This is a genomic window from Idiomarina sp. (assembly GCF_048260185.1).
Lineage (GTDB): Bacteria > Pseudomonadota > Gammaproteobacteria > Enterobacterales > Alteromonadaceae > Idiomarina.
Genome location: NZ_JBLXHB010000001.1, coordinates 37,651 through 48,795 on the forward strand (window position 1 = coordinate 37,651; position 11,145 = coordinate 48,795).

Below are 11,145 nucleotides of genomic sequence, written 5' to 3' on the forward strand. Positions count from 1 at the left end.
AATGAAATATACAGTAAAAACATTTGTTAGTGCCCTGGCTTTTGCTTCGGTTATGTCGATGACAACGGTCCAGGCTGCGGCTCAGGACCTTGGTTTCAACATTCCGGATAAAGAGACCGTTGAGGCGCAGAAGAAAGCTCGTGACAATAAAGCTGCTTCGCAGAGCATTGGCCGGGCAATTATGGACGCGTTTGAGCTGTATGAAGAAGAAAAAATCAAGGAAGCAATAGCGGTTCTTGAAGATCAAGATCCTGACCCAGGCTACGATTCAGCGTATCTGGGACGCTTTCTTGGTAACCTTTATGCAGCAGATGAACGCATGGCTGATGCTTTACAAGTTTTGAAAAGCGCAGTTGACCAGGATGTGCTCGGTTGGAGTGACCAAGCGGCAGCGATGAAATTGGTAGGACAAATTAGTCTGCAAGAAGAGAAATATGAGCAAAGCCTTGAATACCTGAAAAAATGGGTTCAATTCACAGGCGAACGCGATTCTCAAGTATTCTTATACATGGCTAATGCACACTACCAGATGAAGAACTTCGCTGAGATCATTCCTTTCGCTCGAGTGGCCTTACAAGAGTCTGATAAGCCTGACAAGAATATCTATAACCTGATGATGGCGTCTTACTATGAACGTAAGATGTACTCAGAAGCAATTGGAGTTCTTGAAGAAGGCTTGAATAAGCTGCCGGAGCAAACAGCATGGTGGCCTCAGTTAGCGCAGTTCTATATGCTGGAAGAAGAATTAGGAAAGTCTCTTCAGACTATGGAAGTGGCGTATTTGGCAGGATACCTGGATAAAGAGAGTCAGTTTAAAATGCTGGTTCAGCTATATGACAATGAAGGTATTCCTTACAAAGCGGCATCGACTATGGAGAAGCATTTAGAAGCCGGTGATATCGAGAAAACCGCTAAGAACTACGCAACCATTGCGAACAGTTACCACCGTGCTAAAGAGTTCGGTAAAGCGGTTTCCTGGTATGAACGTGCTGCTGAGTCAACTGACGATAGCGACGACAAAGGTGAATACTACCGCAAACAAGGTAACTTGATGCTGACAAATGAGCAGTATATTGCGGCAGCAGAGCCTTTGAAAAAAGCGTTAGACTATCTTGAGCGTAAAGATGAAGGTCGTGTGTACATGTCTTTAGCAGAAGCGTATTTCTATGGTGGTGACTATCGCCAGGCAATGCGTTATGTTGATGAGGCTGCAACCTTCGATGGTCAACGTCGCAGCGCTCGTAGCTGGAGAGGTTATATCAAGTCTACGGCAAAACGGAAAGGTATCGATCTCGATTAACCACTTTTCGTTTTTATAACTGCATAGTAAAACCCGGCCACAGTGCCGGGTTTTTGTTTTTTGGGAGAGGAACATGAAATCTCATTCGGTTGGACTTGGCTTAAGAAATGAGTTGCTCGACGCAGCTTTAGCCGGAGATATTGATGCTGACTTTCTTGAGATAGCCCCGGAGAACTGGATACCTTTTAAAGGTTCCCGTTTGGACAAACTCGCCAAAATAGCTGGAAAATATCAACTGACCTGCCATGGGCTATCATTGTCCATTGGCAGCCAGGATTCGCTGAACCAAAGCTTTCTGAAAGATGTGAAACACTTTTTAAGCGACTTTGACATAGGAGTTTACAGTGAGCATTTAAGCTATTGTTCTCATAAAGGCCAGTTATACGATTTACTGCCCATTCCTTTTACAACTGATGCTGTTGCCTATGTTGGCGAACGAATTAAAGAAGTACAGGATAGGTTAGGGCAAGCTTTAATATTAGAAAACGTCTCTTATTACGCCAGCCTCTCGCCGGAAATGACAGAGTTAGAGTTTATTAATCAGGTGCTTGAAGCAGGAGACTGTAAGCTTTTGCTGGATGTGAACAATGTTTTTGTTAACAGCGTAAACCACAGTTATGACCCTTATGAGTTCATCGACGGTCTGCCTTCTGAGCGAATTGTCTACGGACATATAGCCGGGCACCACGAAGAATACGACGACCTTTATATTGATACTCATGGTGCCAGCGTAAAAGACGAAGTTTTCCAGCTTCTGGACTATGCTTATGCGCGGCACGGCGTTTACCCTACTTTGCTGGAAAGAGATTTTAACTTCCCTGCGTTGGAAGAGTTAAACCAGGAATTGAATAGAATAAAAGCGATACAGGCTCGCCATGAGTAAAATAACTTTTAAAGAAATTCAAAATCGCTTTGTTGAACAGTTAAAAGCGCCGGAAAAGTTCGTAGACGAGCCTTGGCTGGATGAGATAGAGGCACGGCGCTTGGCTGTTTATCAGCGATTGTTGCGCAATAATATTTTCCGTTTTATTGATAGTGCCTTCCCCGTACTTAAAAAGTTGGCTGCGGAGACGCAATGGACAGAAACCAAAGAACGGTTCTTTCGTACCTTTTCTTCTCAATCACCATATTTTACTGGTATTGCCGCAAGTTTTGTTGAATATCTGCAGTCTCATGATGAGTTGTTTATCTTTGCGGCTGAACTGGCTCATTATGAATGGGCAGAACTGGCGGTAGAGCAAAAGTCGTGGCCTGAAAATTATATTAATCCGGCAGAGGCGCTTGAAGGTGACTCTCTGATTGCACTTAACCCCACGGCTATCGTCTCGTCATATCAGTACCCTGTTGATGAAATAAGTACTGAGTTTCAACCTCAGGAGCCCTTGGCAGAACCGCGTTTTTTGATCGTGTTTCGCGATAGCAACGATAAGGTTCGCTTTATTCGCATTAATGCGATGACTTTTTTACTGTTAACAGAGCTTCAAAATAGAGAGAGTATTCAATTAAATAGCTTACTCGAGCTTTTACCTGAATTACTCCCTCAATGGCCCAAAGAACAATTACAGCAAGGGGCTGGGCAGACTTTAAACAGGCTAGCCGGGCAGCAATTGATATTGAAGGTAAAGAATTGAATTCAACTTTTATCGTTGTCGAGGATCGAGTATGATCAGCCCCGATTTCATCAAGAGGTAAAAGTTATGTCATCAGAAACCTTTAAAGAACCGGCAGGCAAACGATTTTTGCTTATTACGGCAGTGTTGTTTTTATTCTGGGCCTGTTTACCGCTGGTTCTGCGTTTAACACAAATTCTTTCTTCTTAAATACATCCTCATTAACTATCAGGTAAACGACATTTATGTCAGTCACTTTGCTCGTTGTCGAGGATAAAGACAAAACTCTGGAGTCTATTTGTAGCGCGATAAAGCCACTTGGCTTTGAGGTTACTGTAGCCCGGGATGGTTTAGATGGCTTAAGTAAAGCGAAAAAGAGCTACTTTGATATGGTTTTGCTTGACCACAAAATGCCGGTTATGGACGGCTTGTCTTTACTGAAAAACCTGCGCGATTTAGACGCTTATCACCGCACTCCGTTGCTGTTTATGTCAACTCAGGATTTGGTAGAGATAGAGCCAAAAGCATTAAAGGCCGGTGCAACTCAATGTCTGGCTAAACCTTTGAGCGAAGATTTCCTGTTGGATACGCTAAAATCCTGGGCGGTGCGCTTTGTCGCATAATGATGAGAATAATATTATGGAATCAGCCACGACTGATATAAGAGACTCTATCGGCTCCATTCCGGACTACCCTAAGCCAGGTATTATTTTCCGGGATATAACGCCTTTACTGCAAAACGCTGATGCGTTCAGATTAACCATTAATACCTTAAAGCAACGCTATGCAGGGCAGGGCATAACGCAAATTGCTGCCGTTGAAGCCCGTGGCTTTATTTTTGGTTCCGCATTGGCTTATGCCATGGGGTGTGGGGTCACTTTGTTAAGAAAACCGGGAAAATTACCCGGTAAAGTAACGCGCCAGAATTACGAGTTAGAGTACGGCTCAGACGAATTGCAAATGCATGAAAATGCTTTGACTGAAAACGACAGAGTGCTAATTGTCGACGATTTACTGGCTACCGGCGGAACGGTGGTTGCTGCAAGTCAGTTGATTAAGTCCTCAGGTGCAGACGTTGTTGAAGCCGCTTTTGTAGTCTCTTTGCCTGAGCTCGGTGGTGAAGATAAATTGCAGCAGGCCGGCGTTGCGTGCTATACCTTATGTCAGTTTTAACGAAACAGAGTTAATAATCCATCCTATGAGTTATCAGGTACTGGCAAGAAAATGGCGACCTTCGCAATTTGCAGAAGTTGTCGGCCAACAACATGTTTTGAAGCCGCTTGAGCACGCGTTAGACAAGCAGCGACTTCATCATGCTTATCTGTTTACCGGTACTCGCGGGGTGGGTAAAACCACCATTGCACGAATCCTTGCTAAAGCGCTGAATTGCGAAGAAGGTATTACGGCAACGCCATGTGGCAAATGCAGTGCCTGTCTTGAAATAGAACAGGGACGGTTTGTTGACTTGCTGGAAATTGATGCAGCATCAAGAACCAAAGTTGAAGACACTCGCGAGTTACTTGATAACGTCCAATATCGGCCCACCCGCGGCCGCTATAAAGTGTACTTAATTGATGAAGTGCATATGCTCTCACGGCATAGTTTTAACGCGCTGCTGAAAACACTGGAAGAACCACCGGAGCACGTAAAGTTTCTGCTGGCGACAACCGATCCGCAAAAGCTACCGGTCACCATTTTATCGCGTTGTTTGCAGTTTAATTTAAAAGCCTTGTCGAACGAGGATATTACGCAGCAGCTTAGCTATGTTTTATCGCAGGAACAGGTTCAGGCTGACTCCGAAGCGCTGCCTCTCTTGGCTCGTTCTGCCCGTGGCAGTATGCGCGATGCACTTAGCTTAACCGATCAGGCTATTGCCCAGGGTGGCGGCTCGGTTAGTATCGACAGTGTCAGACGTATGCTTGGCAACGTACCCGTGGCAGATATTGCCGCGTTACTGGAATGTGTTCTCGAAGGGGATGCAGAAGCCGTAATGCAACGTGTGGACAGTATGGTATCCATGGTACCGGATTTGAGTTCAGTTCTGGTTGAGCTACAAAGCTTATTGCATCAGTTGGCATTGGTGCAGCAAGTACCCAGTGCCGCTAACGTGTTCGAAAACAGCGATGTTGTGAAACCATTATTGCGACGCATGCCGGCCGAACTTATTCAGGTTTTCTATCGCACGGTTCTGGAAGGTCGCCGCGAGCAGGCTTACGCTATAGACGCGCGTAGCGGACTCGAAATGACTTTATTGCGGCTGCTGTGTTTCCGTCCGGCAGACAAGGGCGATTACAACATTTCAGAAGCGGACTCGTCTGCTGTTGATATGCCGGAGTCAAAGCTAACGGTTCCTGCGCCGGAAGTGACTGAGACTGAAACCGAGACGGCAGCAGAAGTAACACCGCAGGCAAAAGCAGAGCCGCAGCCTGAAGCGGAACTATCAGAGCCTATGCAACCGTCTTATAGTGAGTATCAAGAGCCTCCTGAATTTCATTACTCTGAACCGGATGATGATGCGGGCTTTTATCATATGGAAGAGGCCGCTAGGTCGGAGCCCGTACCTGAGCCAACAGCAGATCAAACAGCAGATCAAACAGCAGAACCGACGCCGGAGCCGCAGAGCAGTTCTGGCGTAGCCGATCTGTTACGCGTGCGAGAGCAACTGGCTGAAAAAAAAAATCCAGACAATAGCAACAAAACAATAAACAGCTCGACGATGCCGTTAACTGGTCCGGCAAAAGCTGAACCAGAAGCTCAACCCGAGCATCAGCCGGAAACAAAAGACGAATTAAACGAAGAGCTGCCAGAATTAAATGACGATATTCGCGAAGCCGCCGAAGTTGATAAATGGAGTGCGATGATTGCGGGCATGGACATTTCCGGTTTGGCTCGTCAGGTTTTGTTAAACTCCGAACTGCAAAAGCTCGGTGACGACGACTGGCTTATTCTGGTGGCTGAAGAACAAAAAAGTTTATTGAACGAATCAACCAGTCAGGCCGTCAGAGAGTCTTTGGCCGGGTTATTAGGGGCGACCGCAAGGGTAGAGTTTAAAGTTGGCGTACCCAGCCAGCCAACCCCTTTAATGGTGCAACAACATATCAATGAATACCGTCACCAGCGCGCATGTGAAATATTACATGGGGACGCCAGCGTGCAGGAATTACAGCAAAGGTTTCAAGCGCAAATCGATGAGTCATCAATTCAGGCGCGTTAATTTTTTAAAAGCTTAAACGAGGAAGAAAATTATGTTTAAAGGTGGAATGGGTAACATGATGAAGCAGGCGCAACAAATGCAGGAGCGCATGCAAAAAGCCCAGGAAGAAGTCGCCAATATGGAAGTAACCGGTGAAGCCGGCGCAGGCCTGGTTAAAATTACCATGCTGGGTAACCACAACGTAAAGCGCGTAAGCATTGACCCAAGCTTAATGGAAGACGACCAGGAAATGCTGGAAGACTTGATTGCTGCAGCTACCAACGATGCTGTGCGTCGCGTTGAAGAAACCAGCAAAGAGCGCATGTCTGAAATAACCGGCGGTATGGGTTTACCTCCGGGCTTTAAAATGCCTTTCTAAGTAGTAAGGTCAGTTAATGAGTATCAGTCCGGCAATCGATCAACTGGTCGAGAATTTAAAACGCCTACCGGGTGTTGGCCAAAAGTCAGCACAGCGTATGGCGTTCCATTTGCTTGAGCGCGATCGCGGTGGAGCCTCAAGGCTTGCCGAGTCTTTGCAGTCGGCGGTGGAAAAAGTCGGCCACTGCGAGTGTTGCCGGACCTTAACCGAAGAACCCTTGTGTCGTATTTGCAGCAACCCTATGCGACGCGAAAATGGTGTACTTTGCATTGTTGAAACACCCGCCGACGTATTAGCCATTGAACAGACTTCTCAATTTCAGGGACGTTACTTTGTGCTGATGGGACATTTGTCTCCGCTCGATGGTATTGGGCCGGCGGACATTGGTCTGGATGAACTGGAGCGGCAACTGCAGAGCGAGCCGGTGGAAGAAATTGTGCTGGCGACTAACCCAACCGTGGAAGGGGACGCTACCGCGCACTATATTGCCGACATTGCCGGGCAACTGAATATCAACACCACCCGAATTGCTCACGGGGTGCCAGTAGGCGGTGAGCTGGGTTATGTCGATCAAACCACACTGGGTCACGCCTTCAGTGGCCGAAAACAATTTTCCCGATGACTTGAAAATGTCTCCTGCGCCCCCATTGTTATTGCCATAGGTAATAACAGCAGGAGAAATATACTATGGCGGAAGCCGGTCAAATGGAAAAACATGGATTTCAGACAGAAGTAAAACAATTGCTTCACCTGATGATTCATTCTTTGTATTCCAATAAAGAAATTTTCTTACGCGAATTGGTCTCTAATGCGTCCGACGCAGCAGATAAATTGCGCTTTAAAGCTTTAAGCGACAACTCTCTGTACGGTGACGACAGTGACCTGCACGTTCGTGTTTCTGTTGATAAAGACAGCCGTACTATTACCATCAGCGACAACGGCGTTGGTATGACGCGCGACGACGTGATGAATAATCTGGGAACCATTGCCAAGTCAGGCACGGCTGAGTTCTTTGGTCAGCTGTCCGGCGACGAAGCAAAAGACAGCAAGCTTATTGGTCAGTTTGGTGTCGGCTTCTATTCAGCTTTTATTGTTGCCGATGAAGTTACCGTAAGAACCCGTTCAGCATTAGATAAAGACGCTCGCGGAGTTGAATGGCGCTCGCAAGGTGAAGGCGATTTCGAAATTGCTGATATTGATAAAGCCCGTCGCGGCACTGACATTATTTTGCACCTGAAAGATGATGCCGATGAATTCTTAGATGAAAACCGTCTGCGTGGCATTATCAACAAATATTCAGAGCACCTGAGTATCCCGGTTCAAATGTGGAAAGAACCGATACCTGAGTCAGAAGACGACGAAGGCAACAAAGTAGAAGGGCAGCCCGGCGAATGGGAAACCGTAAACTCAGGTCAGGCACTCTGGACTCGTGAAAAGTCCGACATTACTGACGAAGAATACAAAGAGTTTTACAAAACCGTAGCGCACGACTTTGATGAACCACTGCTGTGGAGCCACAACAAAGTTGAAGGCACAACCGAATACACTAACTTGCTGTACATTCCCAAACGCGCTCCGTGGGACTTATGGAACCGTGAACAACAGCACGGCGTTAAGCTTTATGTGAAGCGTGTTTTCATTATGGACGACGCCGAGCAGTTAATGCCAACGTACCTTCGCTTTGTGCGCGGTCTGGTCGACTCAAATGACTTACCGCTGAACGTTTCGCGTGAAATTTTGCAGGATAATAAAATTACCCGTGCAATGCGTAACGGCAGTACCAAAAAAGTACTGCAAATGCTGAAGAAGCTGGCAAAAGACGACAAAGAACAGTATCAACAGTTCTGGGATACCTTCGGCAACGTGCTGAAAGAAGGTCCGGCGGAGGATCACACCAACCGTGAGCGTATTGCCGAACTGCTGCGTTTTGCTTCAACGCACAACGACGGTGCAGTGCAGTCAGTTAGCCTGGACGACTACATTGAGCGTATGAAAGAAGGTCAGGATAAAATTTTCTACATTGTTGCTGACAGCTACGAAGCCGCCAGAAACAATCCTGCGCTGGAAATCTTTAACAAGAAAGGCATTGAAGTGTTGCTGCTTTCAGAGCGCATTGATGAATGGCTTATGAGCCATCTGACTGAATTTAAAGAGAAACAGTTGCAGTCAGTGACTCGTGGTGACCTTGACTTAGGCGAACTGGACGACGAAGAAGACAAGGCCGAGCAGGAAAAAGCCGAAGAAGCCTTTAAAGAAAACCTGGAACGCTTTGAAAAAGCTTTAGGTGATAAAGTGAAGAAGGTTCGTGTCACCAACCGTTTAACCAACTCGCCGGCTTGTATCATTACCGACGACAATGATATGAGCACGCAAATGGCTAAGCTGATGGAAGCAGCCGGTCAGCCGGTTCCTGAAACTAAGTACATCTTTGAAGTAAATCCGGAGCACCCCTTAGTTCAGCGCATGCTGACCAAAGAAGATGATACCTTCAAAGAATGGGCTGAAGTGTTATTAGATCAGGCCACGTTAGCGGAGCGGGGCAACCTGAAAGATCCGGCCTCCTTCGTTACTCGCCTTAACAAATTAATGCTTAACGCTTAATTTCTTACCTACCGCTGTGGGTAAGTCATTGCCTGCAGCGGCTTTCTGCGCTTGTAATAGCCCGCCTGTCAGGGTAAAGTTCGGGGCAGACTTTTGAATCATGCAAAGAGGTTTTCTATGCGCATTATTTTGTTAGGCGCCCCGGGAGCTGGAAAAGGAACTCAGGCACAATTCCTGATGAATACTTTTGGGATCCCTCAAATTTCCACCGGTGATATGCTGCGTTCAGCAATAAAATCCGGATCGGAACTGGGTAAAAAGGCCAAACAAGTTATGGATGCCGGACAGTTAGTGTCGGACGACATCATTATCGAGTTGGTCAAAGAACGAATTGCAGAGCCAGACTGCCAGAATGGTTTTTTACTTGACGGTTTTCCAAGAACCATTCCGCAAGCCGACGCGATGCGTGATAACGGTATTGAAATTGATTACGTGCTGGAATTTGATGTTCCGGACGAAATTATTGTTGATCGCATGAGTGGTCGCCGTGTCCATCCTGGTTCCGGCCGTGTTTATCACGTTGAGCACAATCCACCGAAAGTGGAAGGCAAAGATGACGAAACGGGTGAAGATTTGGTTGTTCGCCCGGATGATCAGGAACAGACGGTTCGTAAACGTCTTTCGGTTTACCACGAACAGACTGAGCCCCTGGTAGAGTATTATCAAAAGCTGTCTGAAGAAGGTAAGACGGAGTATCACAAAATTGATGGTACGCAACCCGTTGAAAGAGTCAGTGAGCAACTGGGCGATTTGCTCAGAAAGTAATTTTTTACTAAAAGGCTCACATGGTGAGCCTTTTTTAATGAAGCAAGGCCCCAACGAATAACAAGAGGCATTCCAATGACATCTCAACTAACAATCACTGGCTTTTATGCGGGCATTTTAACGCTTATTTATCTTGTTCTGGCTGTGAACATTATCCGCTTGCGCTGGAAACATCGGGTAGGTTTGGGCACCGGTGAAGCGGAAGAGCTCAACGTTGCAGTACGCATCCATGGTAACTTTATTGAGTACGTGCCTCTGGCGCTTATTCTGTTTGCTATGATGGAAGTACAGCACGCTCCGCTTGCTCTGCTCCATGGGTTGGGTATTGCGTTAGTCGTTGCCCGCTTATGTCATGCTATTGGGTTAACCCGTAGTGTCGGCGTGAGTTTGCCCCGCACCATTGGGGTATTAACGACTTTTGCCGTTTTATTATTAGCTGCTGGCTTTGGTATCGGTCAGTTTGTTGGTGTCAGTTTATTATAAAGTGAAGCTATGTCTGAATTAGAATCAGGTATCCATCTGTACGGTGAAAAACAAAACCCTCCGGTTGTTTTGTTGCACAGCTCGCAGAGCGCCAGTACCCAATGGCGGGCGTTAATAAAAGAATTAATCAGCACTCACTTTGTTATTGCGGTTGATTTGCTGGGCTATGGGCATGCGGCTAACGTTGAGTTTACGGCAAACTTTCGACTGGAGCAGGAACTGCCCCGTATTATTAACGCGGTTGAGCAACTTGCGTTATCCAGGCCTGTGCAACTGGTTGGTCACTCCTATGGCGGCGCTGTTGCATTAAAACTGGCATTGGAAAAGCCATTTAAAATTACCGATGTGGTTGTCTACGAACCTGTTGCCTTTCACGTGTTACCGGATGACTCTCCCGGAATGCTGGAAATACAGGAGATCAGTCACGCTATGCACGGTAAGGACGCAATAGAATGCACTCGCACCTTTGTCGATTACTGGAATGATGCCGGATATTTTGATGCTTTGCCTGAACGCATTCAGCAAATTATGGTCAGTCAGGCTGCCAAAGTGGCTCTGGACTTCGATGCCTTGCTTAACGAACCCCGACGCCTGGAAGACTACCGCGGCGTAGAGCAAAGCGTCCTGCTGCTACAAGGCGAACACACTCGTCGTAGTGCAAAAGCTGTCGCAGAGGCTTTATCGACGATACTTCCTGATGTCCAACGAGACTCTGTTGGTGCAGGTCATATGGGGCCTTTGACTCATCCAGCTGATGTGAATCAGCGTATCCTACAATTTTTGCGTAAGCAATCCTAACCCAGAGAAAACGCGC

13 protein-coding genes are annotated in these 11,145 nt (G+C 46.7%); all 13 read left to right on the plus strand.

Annotation, left to right across the window (positions count from 1 at the left end):
- Nucleotide 1 precedes the first annotated feature (1 nt).
- The 13 genes from ACN0RF_RS00190 to ACN0RF_RS00250 all read left to right on the plus strand — a co-directional run bounded on the left by ACN0RF_RS00190 (nucleotide 2) and on the right by ACN0RF_RS00250 (nucleotide 11,129).
- On the plus strand, nucleotides 2-1,300 hold the full coding sequence (locus tag ACN0RF_RS00190; protein ID WP_417437628.1) for a hypothetical protein: 1,299 nt from the start codon (nucleotides 2-4) through the stop codon (nucleotides 1,298-1,300).
- Nucleotides 1,301-1,373: 73 nt separating this feature from the next.
- Nucleotides 1,374-2,183, plus strand: a complete 810-nt coding sequence (locus ACN0RF_RS00195; protein WP_417437629.1) for a DUF692 domain-containing protein — start codon at nucleotides 1,374-1,376, stop codon at nucleotides 2,181-2,183.
- Nucleotides 2,176-2,931 (plus strand): DNA-binding domain-containing protein, encoded by a 756-nt coding sequence (locus ACN0RF_RS00200; protein ID WP_417437630.1) that lies wholly within the window; start codon nucleotides 2,176-2,178, stop codon nucleotides 2,929-2,931. Before ACN0RF_RS00195 ends, ACN0RF_RS00200 begins: the two co-directional genes overlap by 8 nt.
- Before the next feature lie 66 nt (nucleotides 2,932-2,997).
- Nucleotides 2,998-3,120, plus strand: coding sequence for a hypothetical protein (locus ACN0RF_RS00205; RefSeq protein ID WP_255801606.1), 123 nt, complete (start codon nucleotides 2,998-3,000; stop codon nucleotides 3,118-3,120).
- Nucleotides 3,121-3,155: 35 nt separating this feature from the next.
- Nucleotides 3,156-3,533 carry a response regulator gene (locus tag ACN0RF_RS00210; protein ID WP_034823018.1) on the plus strand — a complete coding sequence of 126 codons (378 nt, stop codon included), beginning with the start codon at nucleotides 3,156-3,158 and terminating at the stop codon, nucleotides 3,531-3,533.
- 16 nt (nucleotides 3,534-3,549) lie between these two features.
- Nucleotides 3,550-4,083, plus strand: a complete 534-nt coding sequence (locus tag ACN0RF_RS00215; protein WP_414019115.1) for an adenine phosphoribosyltransferase — start codon at nucleotides 3,550-3,552, stop codon at nucleotides 4,081-4,083.
- Between the two features lie 25 nt (nucleotides 4,084-4,108).
- A complete protein-coding gene (gene dnaX, locus ACN0RF_RS00220) occupies nucleotides 4,109-6,124 on the plus strand; it encodes a DNA polymerase III subunit gamma/tau (RefSeq protein WP_417437631.1) in 2,016 nt (671 codons plus the stop codon).
- A gap of 31 nt (nucleotides 6,125-6,155) precedes the next feature.
- A complete protein-coding gene (locus tag ACN0RF_RS00225; RefSeq protein WP_034823014.1) occupies nucleotides 6,156-6,482 on the plus strand; it encodes a YbaB/EbfC family nucleoid-associated protein in 327 nt (108 codons plus the stop codon).
- A gap of 16 nt (nucleotides 6,483-6,498) precedes the next feature.
- Nucleotides 6,499-7,104 (plus strand): recombination mediator RecR, encoded by a 606-nt coding sequence (gene recR, locus ACN0RF_RS00230; RefSeq protein ID WP_034823012.1) that lies wholly within the window; start codon nucleotides 6,499-6,501, stop codon nucleotides 7,102-7,104.
- 65 nt (nucleotides 7,105-7,169) lie between these two features.
- Nucleotides 7,170-9,083 (plus strand): molecular chaperone HtpG, encoded by a 1,914-nt coding sequence (gene htpG, locus ACN0RF_RS00235; RefSeq protein ID WP_417437632.1) that lies wholly within the window; start codon nucleotides 7,170-7,172, stop codon nucleotides 9,081-9,083.
- A 117-nt stretch (nucleotides 9,084-9,200) separates the two neighbouring features.
- Nucleotides 9,201-9,848 (plus strand): adenylate kinase, encoded by a 648-nt coding sequence (gene adk / locus ACN0RF_RS00240; RefSeq protein ID WP_011235077.1) that lies wholly within the window; start codon nucleotides 9,201-9,203, stop codon nucleotides 9,846-9,848.
- A gap of 75 nt (nucleotides 9,849-9,923) precedes the next feature.
- Nucleotides 9,924-10,331, plus strand: coding sequence for an MAPEG family protein (locus ACN0RF_RS00245; protein ID WP_417437633.1), 408 nt, complete (start codon nucleotides 9,924-9,926; stop codon nucleotides 10,329-10,331).
- Nucleotides 10,332-10,340: 9 nt separating this feature from the next.
- Nucleotides 10,341-11,129 carry an alpha/beta fold hydrolase gene (locus ACN0RF_RS00250; RefSeq protein ID WP_417437634.1) on the plus strand — a complete coding sequence of 263 codons (789 nt, stop codon included), beginning with the start codon at nucleotides 10,341-10,343 and terminating at the stop codon, nucleotides 11,127-11,129.
- Nucleotides 11,130-11,145 lie beyond the last annotated feature (16 nt).